The following is a 17,263-nucleotide window of genomic DNA, read 5'->3' as shown; positions in this document are numbered from 1 at the left end:
AAATCACAGTAGACATTCAAGACCATAGATATCTTAGCCCTAAACATCTTGAAAACGAACTACTTTCCGGGTTCCCAGTTCGCAGGGTCTTCCCTCCAGCGCTCCAATGTTTTGATATCGCCTTCGGCTATATAATCGGTGCGCAGCGCTGTGTCGAGCACTGCAGCATAGTTGGTCAGTGTTACCAAAGGTACTTTAGCTTCCTTAAATGCCTTCACCGACACGTCGAAGCTATAGGTAAAGGCGGCAATCATACCGATTACCTCGCAGCCGTCGCGACGAATGGCTTGTACTGCCTTCAAGCTGCTTCCACCGGTTGATATCAGGTCTTCAACTACCACTACTTTCATTCCTGGACGCAATTCGCCTTCGATTAGATTTTCCAACCCATGATCTTTCGGTGTGGCACGTACGTACACAAACGGCAGATTGAGCGCGTCGGCAACCAATGCTCCTTGTGGAATGGCTCCGGTAGCTACACCAGCGATGGCGTCTACCTGTCCGAAACGTTCTAAAATAAGACGGGTGATTTCTATCTTCACAAAGTTGCGTAAGGAAGGATAAGAAAGTGTTTTGCGATTATCGCAGTAGATGGGAGATTTCCAACCCGACGCCCACGTAAACGGATTGTTGGGCTGAATTTTGATGGCCTTAATCTTCAGTAGTTTCTCTGCAAATAATCTTTCTAACGTTTTCATAACTTAATTTGGTTCTGAACATAATATTATGAGACAAAAATAGAGATTCGTAATGAGATTGGAAAGCAAAAACGCTAACTTTTTCGCAAAAAGTTAAAAGCGCACACCAAATTGAACAGCTATTACTCTTCGTACGCTTGGTCCGATGCATGAACGAAACGCAGAATGTCTTTCATCACAAAACCTCTGCCAAGGGCAAAACGAATCAGTTTCGCGTTTATTTCGTACTCGTTCTTACCTTTAGTGATGCGCCGTTTGGCTTTGAGAAGTTGTTGCAAGATGGCAAGATATTCTTCTTCATCTATGGTACTGTGCAGACAACGGTCAACAACCGTGCCCGACACTCCTTTTTGTTGCAAAGCTTGCTTAATTTTACGTTCGCCCCACTTGGCAAAACGGTATTTATCCTTAACAAAAGCCTGACAGTAACGTTCTTCGTCGAGGTATTGTTCATTTTGCAGCCACTGCACCATTTCGTCTATCTGCTGGGTGGGGAGTTCCCACTTCTTCAGCTTGAGGCGCACATCCGAGAGGCAACGTTCGGCTAAGGCGCAATAGGCAGTTATGCGGGTAAGGGCATCTTTATCGGTTATCATACGCAGGGTGTTTGGCTGTTACGATTCGGTCGTTTTTGAATAAGTCTTTCAGTAGCTCCACCTCGCAGTAACCAAGCGAGTTGAGCAAGGAAACCACCTCGGCTCCATGCCATTGGTTTATCTCGAAGTAAAGTTTCCCACCGGGTTTCAGGGCGTTCAGCGCTAACTCGGCAATGCTGCGATAAAAGAGCAGGGGGTCAGTATCGGGCACAAAAAGTGCCAGTTCGGGCTCCCAACGAAGCACATTGTCGGCCATCTCTTCTTTCTCCTTTTCTTTGATGTAGGGTGGGTTGCTCACAATGAGGTCGAAGGAAGGAACAACCTCGCGTGGCGACAACACATCCACCTCTTCGAAACGGACGCTTGCCTGCAGTTCGTCGTTGTTCTTACGGGCTATGTGCAGTGCTAGTGGAGAAACATCCCATGCTTCGACATACGCTTCGGGGCGTGCTTTAGAGAGACTTATGGCAATACACCCGGTTCCGGTTCCTATGTCGAGTATGGAAGGGTTGCCTTTGTTATCGCGCAATATCAGGTCTACCAATTCTTCAGTTTCGGGACGAGGAATGAGCACACCGGGAGCAACGCTGAAAGTGTGACGAAAGAATTCCGCCTTACCCAGCACATATTGAATAGGTTCGCTATCGGTCAGCCTCTTCAGGAGTTCTGCAAGGAGTTGCTGTTTTTCTGCGGATAAATCAATATCTTTGCCGAGGTACACATCGGTAGCTGGTATGCCAAGCACCTCCTCTGCAATTATCAGTGTGAGTTGCTTAAGCTCGCCGGGCGAGTAAAGCGAATGCAGCGAATCAGTAATGAGTGCCTTTATGCGGTTCATCGAGAATGTATTTGGTGATGCAAAGATAGTTTTTTAATTCAAAAAGAAGCGTAAGATGAGCAAAGACGAAATATTTATGCGTAGATGCATACAGTTGGCACGAAGCGGACAGAACCACGTTGCGCCCAACCCTATGGTAGGAGCGGTAATTGTACATGACGACGTTATTATAGGCGAGGGCTACCATGTGCGATGCGGAGAGGCACACGCGGAGGTAAACGCTGTTCGCTCGGTGAAGAACAAGGAATTGCTCGCACAGTCTACCATCTACGTGAGCCTTGAACCTTGCTCGCACTACGGCAAAACACCTCCTTGTGTAGACCTCATACTGGAACGACAGATACCGCGTGTGGTCATTGGCTGCCAAGACCCTTTCGAAAAAGTAGCGGGACGAAGCATACAGAAACTACGCGAAGCAGGACGTCAGATTACAGTGGGTGTGCTGGAGCAAGAATGTCACCAATTGATATCTCATTTCATTACATTCAACAGAGATAAAAGACCCTATATTATTTTGAAATGGGCCGAATCCATCGATGGTTTCATAGACAGAAAACGTACCGAAGGAGCCGCTGCTATGCTATCAACAGAACTTACATCCATGCTCGTTCATAAACGACGGGCAGAAGCCGACGCCATCATGGTGGGCACACGGACAGCACTGCTCGACAACCCCTCACTCACCGTGCGACACTGGCATGGGAAAAGCCCTATTAGGGTAGTAACAGACCGCCACTCCACCCTACCCCGTTCGCTACAACTATTCGACGGCAAGGTAGAGACGCTGGTGTACTCCTCACCACTCACCGATATCTTGAGCGACCTCTACCAAAGAGGCATCCAAACCCTGCTGATAGAGGGTGGCAGCCAGCTTCTGCAAGCCTTTATCGAGGCTCAGCTTTGGGACGAAGCATTTATAGAAAAGAGCAAAACATCGCTAAAGAATGGCGTCAAAGCTCCGCAGATACTGGAATATGGCTACACGGAAACAGAGAGACATTTCGGGGTAGAAATCGTACATTTCGAACGCACAGCAAGCGACTCGGTGCTTATGGCAAAGTGACCGTTTACCTATGACTGAGTGATTGTTTGTCTATGGCTCATAGAGGAGTGGCGCAAGTGTGGCAAGTTCACTTATATTTACCTACATCCGTCGATAAAACCTCCTATATTATCTATAATTTTATATAAAACTTGCTTTGGCTGAACAGAATAGCAAAAAATGTTTCTACTTTTGCAGCCATAGTTAATAACGCAGTTAAATGAAATCAAAACTTTTATCGGTACTTGCCGGTTTTTTAACATTATCATTTGTCGTTACTTCGTGTCTTGACTCCAACAACAAAGGCTATGAATTAGGTTCGGACGACACCATTTGGGCATTCTCTTTGGATGCGATTTACAACGTTGATTATAAATTTACAATTGATCAGATAAACAGAAGAATCTATAATGTAGACTCCGTGCCCTTCAGCGCTGATACCATTATCAACAAAATCCTGATTAAAACACTCACCACCTCCTCTGGAACCACTTATTTCGAACACCTCAATAAAGACACCGTATTTAATTATACAGCCGACTCGCTCGATTTCTCGAACACCATGACAGGATTGGGAGGCGAACCTTTTAAGATAAGAGTACATGCTCCTAACGGCGAAACGTACAGAGATTACCTCATCGAAGTAAGAAGACATCAAATGGACCCCGACACCATGGTTTGGACCAAACTCAGCAATGCGCTAACAACAGATGAGTTGAACCAAAACCAAAAAACAGCCATCATAAACGAAACCCTGTTTGTGTACTCCACAAACACCACAGCCTATAGCAGCAACATGCTGGACGGAACTTCCTTTAGCAAAACAGCCGTTACAGGATTACCCGCCGACATCAAGCTGCACACCATCACCAACTACGAAGGTAGCCTCTACGCTGTGAGCGAAGCAGGTGACGTATTCGTTTCTACTGACGGCACAACATGGAACGCATCTTCATTGAGCGGAAACGCTGTAACTTTGCTTGCTTGCTTCCCAGATGCATTGGCAGGAATCGTAACAGTAGACGGTGTAAAGAAGTTTGCCATCACTAACAAAGAGGCAACCGCATGGGCAGAGATTGGAGATGCCACACCCGAAAATTTCCCCACAGAGAACATCTCAAACACCCTGTTCAAGACAAATACAGGGCTGTGGAAAAGTATACTCGTAGGAAAAAACCCAACCGAAGAGCCAACAAGTACCATTCCGTGGTTCTCGTTCGACGGAAAAACATGGGCAGACCTCGCTACCACCTCTGTTTACAGTCTGCCTTACATGGAAAGACCTACCGTAATGTACTACGACAATAAACTGTACGCCTTTGGCGGGGACTTTGAAGGCATGTATCACTCCGAAGTGGGCATTGCATGGCGATTGGTGCAGAAGAAAGTATTCTTCCCTGTAGAATTCTACGAAAGAGGAAGCTACTCTACTGTGATAGACTCCAACAACTTCGTGTGGACTATCTGGAACAAAGGGACATGGACCAAAGTAACCGTCGAAACCATCGAGTCCGAAGATGAGGACGGAGAAGACGAAGAGGTTACAAAAGAAGAAACTATAGAGCATGATGCGGAAGTTTGGAAAGGTAGAATAAACCGCACCAGCTTCATCATACAGTAAGCAAAAAGAACAATTAAAATCCGATTGCGCCGTTCTTTAAGTTAATTGAAATTACACCAAAGACAACAGCATGAATTTGATCTGTAGATTATTATTTTTGACTATCGGATTAGGACTTTTTCTCACGCCACTCTCCGCACAGGAAGATGTGTACAGAATGGAGCTTGGAGTAGCCGTAGGAGGTAGTTTTTATATGGGAGATGCGAATTACAGCACACCCTTTAAGAACATGGGAGTAGCAGGAGGTGTAATGGCAAGATACCTGCTCAACCTACGAATGGCACTGAAAGGAAATTTAATTGCTGGGAAGATATCCGGCAATACAACGTATATAGACGACAAATTCCCCGGTGGACTGGAAGCGAATTTCAAACGCAACGTCTACGATCTGGGAGTTCAGTTCGAATACAACTTCTGGGGTTATAACTCGGCGCAGAACTACATAAGAAACCAACGGATTACACCTTATATATTAGGTGGGCTGGGGTTTACGTTCGCACCCGAACCAGCAGAAAATGTATTCACGGCAAACATCCCCATAGGAGTTGGCGTAAAATACAAACTGGCACACCGCATCAATATAGGATGCGAGTGGACGATGAGATTCAGCTTGTCCGACAAGCTGGATGTAACAAAGAAAGATGGATTGCAGTTGAACGATCCCTTCCTTATAAAAGGAAAAGGGTTTAAGAACAAAGATAGCTATTCGTTCACTGTATTTTTTATAACATACGATTTATTCCCACGATGTAAGGGATGTAACAGAGAATAGGCATAGATGTTGAATGAGATAAACATAGATCCGGCGCTGATACCTCAGCACATAGCTATTATCATGGATGGCAACGGCCGATGGGCCAAGCAACATGGTAAGGAACGCTCTTATGGGCACCAGGTCGGTGCCCAAACAGCAAGGAAAATCATCGAAGAATCGGCTAGAATCGGCATAAAACACCTTACCCTATACACCTTCTCTACCGAGAACTGGAACAGACCAGCCGAAGAAATATCGGCACTGATGAACCTGTTGCTCGACTCCATAGAAGAAGATGTCTTCTTGAGGAACAACGTTAGTTTTCGCGTTATCGGAGACATGAGCAAGATGCCTGCCGATGTGCAGGAACGCTTGCAAAGTTGCATAAACAACGTGGCACATTGCACAGGTATGTGCTTGGTATTGGCACTTAGCTACTCCTCGCGTTGGGAAATAGCCGAAGCAGCCAAACAAATAGCGTTAGATGTACAAGTCGGTAAGATCACCGCAAATGAGGTAGACAGCGTTGCGTTCAGCTCCTACCTATCTACCAACTTCATGCCCGACCCCGACCTGCTTATCCGCACCGGAGGCGAAGTACGATTGAGCAACTACCTATTATGGCAATGCGCTTATTCGGAGTTATACTTTTGCGACACCTACTGGCCCGAATTCGACGAAAAAGAACTTCACAGAGCCATATACGGCTATCAGAGACGAGAACGGAGGTTTGGAAAAACCAGCGAACAAATTTAAATAGAAACATATAATAAAATAAATAAATGCACTATCGTATTACTTTCATCGCTGTACTAATCATAAGCTTTTTAGGTATTATGCCTACACAAGCCCAACAAGCAGAAAGAGTTGTAGGAGACACTATTTACAACCCGAACATAACTTATTCGGGAAAAGGGAAAAAGTATGAAATTGCAGACATCCAGGTAGAGGGCGTACCCAATTACGAAGACTATGTTCTCATTGGTCTTTCAGGACTCTCGGTAGGGCAAACCATAGAAATACCCGGCGACGAAATTACAGGCGCATTGAAACGTTACTGGAGACACGGGTTATTCTCCAACGTGAGTATTACAATCGATAAATTCGTACTGAACAAAGCCTATCTTAGGATTACACTGGCACAGCGTCCGCGCATCTCCAAAATAACCTACTCGGGAGTTAAGAAATCCGAACGCGAAGACCTCGAAAGCCGCTTAGGGCTGGTAGTGGGTAGCCAAATCACCCCCAACCATGTAGACCGTTCCAAACTGCTCATTAAGCGCTACTTCGACGATAAAGGCTTTAAGAATGCCGTAATTACAATTGTGCAACGCGACGACGTATCCAACGAAAACCAAGTACTGGTAGATATAAACATCGACAAAAAAGACAAAGTAAAGGTACACAAAATAACCATCGAAGGAAACGAGGCACTGAGCGACAACAAGGTGAATAAAATGATGAAGAAGACCAACGAGAAAGGAAAACTCAAGAACTTCTTCCGTACCAAGAAATTCGTTCCCGAGAACTACGAAGCTGACAAAGAACGAATCATCGAAAAATACAACGAACTGGGATATCGCGATGCACGCATCGTAGCCGATAGCGTTACCGCCTACGACGAGAGAACCGTAGACGTATACTTGCACCTCGAAGAAGGGGAGAAATACTACGTACGTAATATATCATGGGTAGGAAACACCCTCTACCCATCCGAATATCTGGATCAAATCCTACGCATGAAGAAGGGTGACGTATATAATCAAACCTTGCTAGGCGAAAGAACCGTAGGCGACGACGACGCCATTGGTAACCTATACTACAATAACGGATACCTATTCTTCAGCATAGACCCCGTGGAGGTCAACATCGTGGGCGACTCCATCGACCTTGAGATGAGAATCTTCGAAGGGCAACAGGCAACCATCAATAAAGTAACCATCAGCGGTAATGACCGGTTGTACGAAAACGTAGTACGCCGCGAGTTGCGTACCCGTCCGGGAGAACTCTTCAGCAAAGAGAACTTGATGCGTTCCTTGCGCGAAATACAACAGATGGGACACTTTGACCCCGAAAACCTCGCACCCGACGTACAACCCGACCCAGCCAATGGAACGGTAGACATAGGTTTCCCACTGGTATCCAAAGCTAACGACCAGATAGAATTCTCGGCAGGATGGGGACAAACCGGTGTTATTGGTAAGCTAAGCTTGAAGTTTACCAACTTCTCTATAGCCAACCTCCTGCACCCTGGCGAAAACTATCGTGGATTCCTACCACAGGGAGACGGAGAAACCCTCACACTGAGCGGACAAACTAATGGTGACTACTACCAATCGTATAGCATCTCATTCTTCAACCCGTGGTTTGGCGGCAAGCGTCCTACTTCGTTCTCTGTATCGGCATACTATTCTTTGCAAACTGACATCAGTGACCGCTACTACAACAGCTCGTACTACAATAATATGTACAACAGCTATTACAGCGGTATGTACGGCATGGGTAGCTACAACTACGGTTCGGGCTCTTATGGCTACGAAAACTACTACGACACCGACAAATACATGAAGGTATTTGGAGTTTCGGTGATGTGGGGAAAACGCTTGAGATGGCCCGACGACTACTTCCAGTTCTCGGCAGAGGTATCTTATCAGAAGTACCTGCTTAGTGACTGGGTTTACTTCCCCGTAACGGATGGTAACTGTAACAACATCAGTCTCAACCTTTCGTTGTCAAGAAGTTCTATTGACAACCCCATATTCCCGCGTCAAGGTTCAGAATTCTCGCTGACCGCACAGCTCACTCCTCCCTACTCACTGTGGGACGGTGTAAACTACGGGTCGTACAGCCAAAGCAACCAAGACGACATGAACAAAATGCACAAATGGGTAGAGTACCATAAATGGAAGTTCAGATCTAAAACCTACACCGCCCTGAGCGAAGCTGTGAAATGCCCCGTATTGATGACACGCGTGGAGTTCGGTTTATTGGGACACTACAACAAACATAAGAAATCTCCGTTCGAAACCTTCGAAATGGGTGGCGACGGGATGACAGGATACTCCAGCTATGCCATCGAAACCATCGCGTTGCGCGGTTACGAAAATAGTTCTATCAATTACGAAGAAGGTAGAGGATACGCCTACACACGTCTTGGTTTGGAACTGAGATATCCGCTCATGCTCGAGCCCTCTACCAGCATCTACGCTCTGGGATTTGTAGAAGCAGGTAACTCGTGGAACGACGTAAAACGCTTCAACCCCTTCCAATTGAAGCGCTCGGCAGGTCTGGGTGTACGTATCTTCTTGCCAATGATTGGTATGATGGGTATAGACTGGGCATACGGATTTGATAAAATCAACGGATCTATGCAATACAGTGGTTCGCAACTCCACTTTATCTTAGGTCAGGAATTCTAATAATCATCACTAACAACTTAACCGTTATGAAGAAACAAATTCTACTGATTATCGCTATGCTGGCATTCGCAGTAACAGCCAGCGCACAGAAATTTGCCTTGATAGACATGGAGTATATTCTCAAGAATATCCCTGCTTACGAGCGTGCTACCGAGCAGCTGAACCAATCTTCCAAGAAATGGCAAAGCGAAGTAGAAACCATCATGCAAGAAGCACAAACGCTCTACAAGAACTATCAATCGGAATCGGTATTCCTCTCCGAAGAACAAAAAACCGAACGCGAGAACGCCATTGTAGCCAAAGAAAAGGAAGCAAACGAACTCAGAAGAACCTACTTCGGAGCAGAAGGCGAACTGTATAAGAAAAGAGAAAGCCTCATGAAACCCATACAAGATGAGATATATAACGCCGTGAAAGCCGTAGCTGAACAACAAAGCTACTCCGTGGTGATAGACAGGGCTTCAGCAAGCACCATCATCTATGCCACCCCGCGTATAGACATCAGCAATGAAGTTTTGGCTAAATTAGGTTATTCAAATTAAATTCATATATTTGCACCGTACTAAGTAAATTATCACTAACAGTTAAAGTATAAAACTATGTTTAAAAAAATCATTATCGCATTAATGCTCATCCTTCCAGTGGGTGCTTTTGCTCAAAAATTTGGTCACGTATCTTCTCAAGAAATCGCAGTGCTTTTGCCCGATTGGTCTAAAGCAGAAACAGAAATGAAAGATTTACAAAAAGCATATGCGGACGACTTGCAAAGAACAGAGCAAGAAATCCAAAAGAAATATGCCGAATTTCAGGCAGATTTGCAAAAAGGGAATGTGCCCGAAAACATACAGGAAAGAAGACAAAAAGAGATTCAGGACATGGTAACAAAGGCACAACAGTTCCAAGAAGAAGCTGGCCAAGCTATGGATCGCAAGCAACAAGAGTTGATACAGCCTATCTTCCAAAAGGTAGACAACGCTATCAAGGAAGTTGGTCAGGCAGGCGGATTTACTTACATCTTCGACCTATCCAGAACTTACATTCCTTTTATCAACGAAGCACAAAGCACTGACGTTACAGCGCAAGTAAAAGCTAAATTGGGCATCTAACAGATACCCAGTAAGAATTTCAAAATATACGCTAACGCGGATGGAGTGTTTATTCGCTCTGTCCGCGTTTTTGCTTCTTACACCACACACCGATATGAAAGCAACACTACCTCAAGCACCGGGAGCCATCGGTGTATTCGACTCGGGATACGGAGGGCTCACCATCCTTTCGGAGATACGCCAACTACTCCCACAGTACGACTACATCTACTTGGGCGACAATGCGCGCGCTCCCTACGGACCACGTTCGTTTGAAATTGTTTACGAATTTACCTTGCAGGCTGTGAACAAGCTCTTCGAAATGGGCTGCCACCTGGTAATACTGGCATGCAACACCGCTTCGGCAAAAGCCCTGAGAACCATACAGATGAATGACCTCCCGCAGATAGACCCTAATAGGCGTGTGCTCGGAGTTATACGCCCAACGGCAGAGTGTATCGGAGAACTCACCCAGTCTCGCCACGTAGGTGTGATGGCAACGGCAGGAACTATCAAGTCGGAGTCCTACCCTATGGAGATACACAAACTCTTCCCAGACATACAGGTAACAGGACAAGCATGCCCCATGTGGGTATCGCTGGTAGAGAATCAGGAGTTCGATAGCGATGGAGCCGACTTCTTCATCCGCAAGGATATTGATATACTCATGAACAAAGACCCGCAGATAGACACCATCATACTGGGCTGCACACACTACCCCCTACTCATACCCAAAATAAAGAAATACACACCAGAAGGTGTAAAAGTTATTCCACAAGGAAAGTACATCGCCCACAGCTTAAAAGACTACCTCCACCGGCATCCCGAGATGGACGCTAAATGCACCCGGCAAGGAACCTGTCTTTTCTTCACCAGCGAAGCCGAAGAAAAGTTCAGCGAGTCGGCATCCATCTTCCTCGACGAAAACATCAAAGTAAAAAGCATTTCCATAGAGTTACACTAAAACTTACAAAAAGAGCAACTACAGTGAACAGCTTATAAAACTATAAGTATTCTTTTCGGGAAACTTTAGCAGCACAATAAATTATTAATCATTTGATTTACTGTGTATTATAAAATATTTTGGGAAACTTAATCAATTTGTTGATAAATAATTCTTCCCAAAACAGACAACTTATTATCCTTTTTCTATCTTTGCAACAGTTTGACATTCGATAATAATAAGACAACAATACATCAATAAATCATCACTATGGAACTTTTCATAATAAAAAGAGACGGAAAGAGAGAAGCATTCTCGCTTGAGAAAATCAGGAATGCAATAGCCAAGGCATTCTTATCAGTAGGCAGCTTTGCCAGTCAGGAAGTAATCACAAACATACTAAGCCGCGTAAGTGTAACCAGCAACACCACTGTTGAAGAAATTCAAAATCAGGTAGAGATAGCACTCATGGCAGAACGCTACTACATGGTAGCCAAATCTTACATGCTATACCGCCAGAAGCACCTCGAAGATCGCGAAGTACGCGACAAGCTGCAATTCCTCATGGAGTACTGCGACGCGCAAAACGCAGCCAGCGGAAGCAAGTACGATGCCAACGCCAATGTAGAAAACAAAAACATGGCAACACTCATCGGCGAACTACCCAAATCTAACTTCATACGCCTTAACCGACGTATGCTCACCGACCGCCTCAAAGAGATGTATGGCAAGGAACTGTCCGACAAATATGTGGAGCTGCTCAACAACCACTTTATCTACAAAAACGACGAAACCAGCCTTTCCAACTACTGCGCCAGCATCACCATGTATCCGTGGCTCATTGGAGGCACCTATTCCATAGGAGGCAACTCCAGCGCACCAACCAACCTCAAATCCTTCTGCGGGGGATTTGTGAACATGGTATTCATGGTATCGAGCATGTTAAGCGGAGCCTGCGCCACCCCGGAGTTCCTGATGTACATGAACTACTTCATCGGGCTGGAATATGGCGAAGATTACCACAAGCAAGCCGACAAAGTAGTAGATCTCTCGAAAAAACAACGCAACATCGACAAAATCATCACCGATCACTTCGAGCAAATCGTCTACTCCATCAACCAACCCACCGGAGCGCGCAACTTTCAAGCTGTATTCTGGAATATATCCTACTACGACAAATACTACTTCGAAAGCATTTTCGGCGACTTCCTATTCCCCGACGGCAGTAAACCACACTGGGAATCACTCAGTTGGTTGCAAAAGCGCTTCATGAAGTGGTTCAATCAAGAACGCACACGAACCATACTTACCTTCCCCGTAGAAACCATGGCGCTGCTCACCGAAAACGGAGATGCCAAAGATGAAGAATACGGCGAATTCACCGCGCAAATGTATAGCGAAGGGCACTCGTTCTTTACCTACATAAGCGACAATGCCGACTCACTGAGTAGCTGCTGCCGCCTGCGCAACGAGATACAAAACAACGGATTTTCCTACACACTGGGTGCCGGAGGCGTATCTACAGGATCTAAGAGCGTGCTCACAATCAACCTCAACCGTTGCATTCAAAACGCGGCGCGCAAGGGAACACACTATATGTTCTTCCTCGAAGAGGTGGTAGACCTCGTACACAAAGTACAGGTGGCATACAACGAAAACCTCAAGTACATGCACCAAAAAGGAATGCTCCCACTCTTCGACGCGGGATACATCAACATGGGACGACAATACCTCACCATCGGTGTAAACGGGCTCGTAGAGGCAGCAGAGTTCCTCGGTATAGAGATTACTGACAATCCTAAGTATGAAGAGTTCGTGCAGCAAATCCTTGGACTGATAGAGGATTACAACAAACGGTTCCGAACCAAAGACATCATGTTTAACTGTGAAATGATACCCGCCGAAAACGTAGGTGTGAAACATGCCAAGTGGGACAAGCGCGATGGATATGTGGTAAAGCGCGACTGTTACAATAGTTATTTTTACATCGTAGAAGACGATTCCATCAACATCGTAGACCGCTTCCGTATGCATGGCAAACGCTACATCGAACACCTAACTGGCGGTTCGGCACTACACCTTAACCTCGACGAGCACCTCGGCAAAGAGCAATATCGCCACCTCATACGATTGGCAGCAAAAGAGGGGTGCAACTACTTCACGTTCAACATACCCAACACGGTATGCAACAAGTGTGGACACATTGACAAGAACAACCTCAAAACCTGTCCGTCGTGTCAAAGCTCCGACCTCGACTACCTCACCCGTATCATTGGCTACATGAAGCGTGTGAGTAATTTCTCGCAAGCAAGGCAAAAAGAAGCCAATCAACGCCACTATGCTACGTTACGCGAACTATAATATCGTATTTCAGGAAATACCTGGCGAAGTAACACTGGCAATAAACCTGTCCAACTGTCCAAACCGCTGTAAGGGCTGCCATAGCCCTTACTTGCAGGTGGACGAGGGCACGGTGTTAGACCAGAGCGAGCTCCTCGAAATACTCCACAAGTACGGCTCCGCTGTTACCTGCGTATGCTTCATGGGAGGAGATGCCGCGCCCCACGAAGTGGAGCAGTTATCACTCTTCCTGAAGTCGCAACATGAATATTCCCTCAAGACGGGCTGGTACTCCGGGAAGAACGAACTACCCCCCTACCTCTCAGTACAGAACTTCGACTTCATCAAAATAGGCGCTTACGAAGAACGCTGTGGCGGGCTAGACAGCCCCACCACCAACCAACGCTTCTATCGTATAGAACAAGATGAGATGATAGATGAGACAGAGCGTTTCAGGAATAAATGAGAAATAATCTTTTTGGATAAAAACAGAGCACAATCACCATTACAGTGACTGTGCTCTTCCCTTAATTTGTGTATCAATCAACAGCAGATATATGCTGCATCTTTATTTAGTTTATCGGATGCAGATACCAATCGGCATCCTCACTTCCACATTTTTTCTCTCTCCAATTTTTATACCTAGGATAAGTATAATCAATAGGTTTAGATTCGGTAGGTATTGTAAAATAAGACGTCCCGAATATATGCAATGCGAATGGATAGTAGCTATTCTCTTTCGATGCATAATAAGTACCTGTCGCAGGATCGGACACATCGAATCGAGTACCAAACAAACTCATATCAGCCATGGTGGTAGGGTGATAGAAGGGTAAATGCACTTCTATACCATCAGAGTCGATATTGGTGTTAGCAGGTCTGATGTATGGATTATAAGGAGCTTGCAGCGCTACGAATTCTTTACCTTTTACTGCCTTTTCGTTAAAGTCCATTCTCACTGTAAATACAGCAGGAGTTGTAACGGGCACCATCGGAGAGATCAGTTTCTTAACATCATCGCAAATGTTCACAATAAATCCGGCGCCATCGGCTATCGCGTTATAATCAACAGTCTTGCCTTTATTATCTGTAATCCGTATTGATTTTATCTTACTTGGATCAATATCTACCTTATAAGAGAATCCATTGGCGAATGTAGCTCCTGTATGAACGAACGAAAATACATCTTCTACTTTCTTCACAGTAACCTCACCTTTACCTACTAATTCACCACCACTGTTTTCGGTCGTTTCACCATCTTGAACATAGGTGATAGTAGAGTTGTACTTAACCACCACGTCGTTCAAATCATAGTCGCCCTTATTAGGCCAGTTGTCTTCGAATGCCAAAACACCGCAATGGGTCGAGGTCTTTTCTATTGTACCCGGCTCCGGAATAAATGGAGGAGGATTCACTGCGTCGAATGGGTCGATATGCACATGGAATATAACGTCGTTACAGTCATTATCACCGCCTTCTGGAGTATCTTCAAATCCAAAGCAACTATACTTGTCGCCACCCTTAGTTTCGTAACCAAAGAAAATAGTTCTCTTAGCATTATTAGGATTCCAACTTGCTATAGAATAAATATTTGTAGCATCTTCGTTTACTTTAAAGTTCTTTTCATCAAAACCGTTGCTATGAAGTATCCAGCCTATTTTAGAACCAATAGGGAATTCATTTACATACTGTCCCTCTTCGTTTTTATATTTAAGCTGCACATAGTGTCCGGGAGTTAATCCCATTTCCTTAGATTTGAAAGAATTATTGTATACATCGGCAAACTGGAATACGTTTATCACCTCAAGTTCGTTGCGTTCTTCCAAAGTAAGGTCTTCTAAATTCTTCTCTCCGCTATATACAAAATAACTTAAAGCGTTGTTATGTCCGCATCCAGCATGAAGAACAGACACATGTATTCTTGCTCCGCCCACATCGTTTGGGTCGCTCTTCACCTCGACCATAGCGTCTTCGTAATATTTCGCGGCTACTGCTGTTTTCTCAGGGAAAGATTGTGCAATCGCGTTCAAAAGTTCGGATGGAATTTCTTTCTCCATATCCGGTACTTTAAGGTCGTATTTAGATTCAAGTAGTTTGTATCTCCAACTACCCCAATCAAATTCTTTTTTGTTATCGTCATAGAAGTCGCTCTTAGCCTTCAAATACTTATCTACTTTCTTATTTCCAATAGTACGCGTTTGGGCAACTTCTTCGTTAGCTACATTTATAGTAGCAGGCATAAACATAGCAACACCAGCGGCATTGTCTATTGTAGCATGCAGCAAACGTGGGATAAACAAATCTTCAGAATACACATAAAGCTCTTTTGCATAAGCAGGAATCACACGTTTAATTTCGGAAACTCCCGCAATATTAATACCACCCGCAATGGGTTGCAAGTCTTGTTTCAAGACTCCATCACCATCCAAAGGATATTCTGTATATACATCAAATGTAGAAACATAACCCGGCGAAACTTGATAGTTCAAATTCAAAGTCAAGGTTTTTGATGTTGAATAGTCCAATGTAGATGGTCCCTCACCTTCAATAGGAGGCTCCGGATTGTACAAATCCTTGTCCTCACATCCTGTAAAAAGCACTAATAAAGCCATTAAGCATAGTGCACCAAAACTGAAAAATAATTTCTTACTCATGATACTCAAATTATATAAAACAATAAGTTAGTTGTAGCATAGGTTTCTCTATTTCGCATAGGTTCATCTATTCACGATGCAAATATAACAACAAAAACAACTCGATGGTCAGAATTTGCATCTTTTTATTAAAAACAAGCATTGTTTAGACAAAATACAAATAAGAAGAAGAAAGAGAATATTACGCATAACCCTTATAGAAAGTATTTTAAGCAAAAGAATACAACTAATTAGCGGAAATTCAGAAAACAAGCATCGAAAGAGAGCAATTTATACAACTTTGCAATTAACAAATACATTTACTCCTTATTATATATAACAAAAAACTCCGGCACCACACTCGCCACCGCACATCAGCATAATGCATGCCATTCAATGCTGTCCACCAACTCCAAGAAGTTATTAAATAAAATCTTACACCTTAAAAGAGCCCTGCAAACTACTTAATCGAAATGCTGCATTTCGCTTGATTGAAATGCAGCATTTCGATTAAGTAGTTTGCAGCATTTTAAAGTCATCAAATGCAGCATTTACAAAAACCCACTCACAGCACCCTGTGGGGAGGATTTTTTGTAAACAATTCGCACCTTTCGCAATCTCAATCTATCACCTATATTAAGATAATACTTTACATTCATTGGAGAAAATCGGACTATTTGAGTCGCTAGAAGGAAAGATTTTGTCTAAATCAACCAATAATTGACGCTAAAAAAACAGTTGAATCAAGCTAGTAATATAATGTGAGAGCAACCAATGAAAGTAGCTAAAAACAGCAAAGGTCGAGCTCCGAGTGGAAGTTCGACCTTTGCTGTTTTTAGCTACTCATCAATATCAATAAGTTAGTTTTCTTGAAAGTTCTTTTGCTTCTTCCACCCACTTTTGAACTTCTTTCAAAGAAGGAGTACGGCGAGTGAGTTTCTTTTCATTATTCACTTCCTCCATCTTTGTAGTTAGATTCTCTGCATTACGCATAGCCAGTTCCGGAACAGTATCTACTCCGGCAGCTTCCAGAAGCTCTGAAAACTCTTGTCCCACTCCAGTAATACGGAAAAGGTCGGCCATGTTTGCAAACTTCAGAATTTGCTTTTCCGAAACACCAGTTTCTTCGGCTAACCTCTTTCGATCTGCATTTGTTAATGTCGCCTCCAACAAAGCGTCGGTAGAAGCAACTCCCGCGTTACGGAATTTCTCTCCTAACACCGGACCGATACCTTCGATCTCTTCAATTTTGTAATTTGCCATAAATCTTCATTTTAAAGTTATTACTATTGTT

At 44.3% G+C, this 17,263-nt stretch carries 14 protein-coding genes and 1 pseudogene; 10 read left to right on the top strand and 5 right to left on the bottom strand.

Annotated features, from left to right (window positions below; all coding sequences use genetic code 11):
- Nucleotides 1-59: 59 nt before the first annotated feature.
- From pyrE to prmC, 3 genes are all read right to left on the bottom strand, one after another.
- Nucleotides 60-698 carry an orotate phosphoribosyltransferase gene (pyrE, locus tag D0T50_RS06765; RefSeq protein WP_163222750.1) on the bottom strand — a complete coding sequence of 213 codons (639 nt, stop codon included), beginning with the start codon at nt 696-698 and terminating at the stop codon, nt 60-62.
- A gap of 122 nt (nt 699-820) precedes the next feature.
- Nucleotides 821-1,294 (bottom strand): regulatory protein RecX, encoded by a 474-nt coding sequence (locus tag D0T50_RS06760; protein ID WP_370520891.1) that lies wholly within the window; start codon nt 1,292-1,294, stop codon nt 821-823.
- A complete protein-coding gene (prmC, locus tag D0T50_RS06755; protein ID WP_163222749.1) occupies nt 1,281-2,132 on the bottom strand; it encodes a peptide chain release factor N(5)-glutamine methyltransferase in 852 nt (283 codons plus the stop codon). Before prmC ends, D0T50_RS06760 begins: the two co-directional genes overlap by 14 nt.
- 55 nt (nt 2,133-2,187) lie before the next feature.
- On the opposite strand from prmC, the gene ribD reads away from it, so the two are divergent.
- The 10 genes and pseudogenes from ribD to nrdG all read left to right on the top strand — a co-directional run bounded on the left by ribD (nt 2,188) and on the right by nrdG (nt 13,802).
- The gene (ribD, locus tag D0T50_RS06750) at nt 2,188-3,195 is read left to right on the top strand and encodes a bifunctional diaminohydroxyphosphoribosylaminopyrimidine deaminase/5-amino-6-(5-phosphoribosylamino)uracil reductase RibD (protein WP_163222748.1); all 1,008 of its coding nucleotides are present in this window, start codon (nt 2,188-2,190) and stop codon (nt 3,193-3,195) included.
- Between the two features lie 199 nt (nt 3,196-3,394).
- Entirely contained in the window at nt 3,395-4,795 is a 1,401-nt protein-coding gene (locus tag D0T50_RS06745) for a DUF6242 domain-containing protein (RefSeq protein WP_163222747.1), read from the top strand.
- Between the two features lie 70 nt (nt 4,796-4,865).
- Nucleotides 4,866-5,567 carry a DUF6089 family protein gene (locus tag D0T50_RS06740; protein ID WP_163222746.1) on the top strand — a complete coding sequence of 234 codons (702 nt, stop codon included), beginning with the start codon at nt 4,866-4,868 and terminating at the stop codon, nt 5,565-5,567.
- 6 nt (nt 5,568-5,573) lie between these two features.
- Nucleotides 5,574-6,305 (top strand): isoprenyl transferase, encoded by a 732-nt coding sequence (locus tag D0T50_RS06735; RefSeq protein WP_163222745.1) that lies wholly within the window; start codon nt 5,574-5,576, stop codon nt 6,303-6,305.
- Nucleotides 6,306-6,439: 134 nt separating this feature from the next.
- Nucleotides 6,440-8,968 (top strand): annotated as a pseudogene (locus D0T50_RS06730) (outer membrane protein assembly factor); the annotation flags it as partial.
- A 26-nt stretch (nt 8,969-8,994) separates the two neighbouring features.
- Nucleotides 8,995-9,510 (top strand): OmpH family outer membrane protein, encoded by a 516-nt coding sequence (locus D0T50_RS06725; protein ID WP_163222743.1) that lies wholly within the window; start codon nt 8,995-8,997, stop codon nt 9,508-9,510.
- Nucleotides 9,511-9,567: 57 nt separating this feature from the next.
- Nucleotides 9,568-10,074, top strand: coding sequence for an OmpH family outer membrane protein (locus D0T50_RS06720; RefSeq protein ID WP_163222742.1), 507 nt, complete (start codon nt 9,568-9,570; stop codon nt 10,072-10,074).
- Nucleotides 10,075-10,168: 94 nt separating this feature from the next.
- Nucleotides 10,169-11,017: a glutamate racemase gene (murI, locus tag D0T50_RS06715; protein ID WP_163222741.1), complete on the top strand. Its 849-nt coding sequence runs from the start codon at nt 10,169-10,171 to the stop codon at nt 11,015-11,017.
- Nucleotides 11,018-11,257: 240 nt separating this feature from the next.
- On the top strand, nt 11,258-13,357 hold the full coding sequence (nrdD, locus tag D0T50_RS06710; RefSeq protein WP_163222806.1) for an anaerobic ribonucleoside-triphosphate reductase: 2,100 nt from the start codon (nt 11,258-11,260) through the stop codon (nt 13,355-13,357).
- Nucleotides 13,335-13,802, top strand: a complete 468-nt coding sequence (gene nrdG, locus D0T50_RS06705; protein WP_163222740.1) for an anaerobic ribonucleoside-triphosphate reductase activating protein — start codon at nt 13,335-13,337, stop codon at nt 13,800-13,802. Before nrdD ends, nrdG begins: the two co-directional genes overlap by 23 nt.
- A 106-nt stretch (nt 13,803-13,908) precedes the next feature.
- On the opposite strand, the gene D0T50_RS06700 is transcribed toward nrdG, so the two are convergent.
- Both D0T50_RS06700 and D0T50_RS06695 read right to left on the bottom strand, forming a co-directional pair.
- Nucleotides 13,909-15,990, bottom strand: coding sequence for an LruC domain-containing protein (locus D0T50_RS06700; protein WP_163222739.1), 2,082 nt, complete (start codon nt 15,988-15,990; stop codon nt 13,909-13,911).
- An 831-nt stretch (nt 15,991-16,821) separates the two neighbouring features.
- The gene (locus tag D0T50_RS06695) at nt 16,822-17,232 is read right to left on the bottom strand and encodes a DUF4332 domain-containing protein (protein ID WP_163222738.1); all 411 of its coding nucleotides are present in this window, start codon (nt 17,230-17,232) and stop codon (nt 16,822-16,824) included.
- Nucleotides 17,233-17,263: the final 31 nt, after the last annotated feature.

The sequence above is a fragment of the Bacteroides sp. 214 genome (assembly GCF_010501015.1).
Lineage (GTDB): Bacteria > Bacteroidota > Bacteroidia > Bacteroidales > Bacteroidaceae > Bacteroides.
The sequence above is the reverse complement of the archived record's forward strand: the minus strand, read 5'-3'. Positions and strand labels throughout refer to the sequence as shown.

What these genes read in the sequence shown, in the direction of transcription:
- D0T50_RS06700 (WP_163222739.1), bottom strand. Translation starts at nt 15,990, where the DNA reads ATGAGTAAGAAATTATTTTTCAGTTTTGGTGCACTATGCTTAATGGCT.
- pyrE (WP_163222750.1), bottom strand. Translation starts at nt 698, where the DNA reads ATGAAAACGTTAGAAAGATTATTTGCAGAGAAACTACTGAAGATTAAG.
- prmC (WP_163222749.1), bottom strand. Translation starts at nt 2,132, where the DNA reads ATGAACCGCATAAAGGCACTCATTACTGATTCGCTGCATTCGCTTTAC.
- D0T50_RS06695 (WP_163222738.1), bottom strand. Translation starts at nt 17,232, where the DNA reads ATGGCAAATTACAAAATTGAAGAGATCGAAGGTATCGGTCCGGTGTTA.
- D0T50_RS06740 (WP_163222746.1), top strand. Translation starts at nt 4,866, where the DNA reads ATGAATTTGATCTGTAGATTATTATTTTTGACTATCGGATTAGGACTT.
- murI (WP_163222741.1), top strand. Translation starts at nt 10,169, where the DNA reads ATGAAAGCAACACTACCTCAAGCACCGGGAGCCATCGGTGTATTCGAC.
- nrdG (WP_163222740.1), top strand. Translation starts at nt 13,335, where the DNA reads ATGCTACGTTACGCGAACTATAATATCGTATTTCAGGAAATACCTGGC.
- D0T50_RS06745 (WP_163222747.1), top strand. Translation starts at nt 3,395, where the DNA reads ATGAAATCAAAACTTTTATCGGTACTTGCCGGTTTTTTAACATTATCA.
- D0T50_RS06760 (WP_370520891.1), bottom strand. Translation starts at nt 1,294, where the DNA reads ATGATAACCGATAAAGATGCCCTTACCCGCATAACTGCCTATTGCGCC.
- D0T50_RS06735 (WP_163222745.1), top strand. Translation starts at nt 5,574, where the DNA reads ATGTTGAATGAGATAAACATAGATCCGGCGCTGATACCTCAGCACATA.
- D0T50_RS06720 (WP_163222742.1), top strand. Translation starts at nt 9,568, where the DNA reads ATGTTTAAAAAAATCATTATCGCATTAATGCTCATCCTTCCAGTGGGT.
- ribD (WP_163222748.1), top strand. Translation starts at nt 2,188, where the DNA reads ATGAGCAAAGACGAAATATTTATGCGTAGATGCATACAGTTGGCACGA.
- D0T50_RS06725 (WP_163222743.1), top strand. Translation starts at nt 8,995, where the DNA reads ATGAAGAAACAAATTCTACTGATTATCGCTATGCTGGCATTCGCAGTA.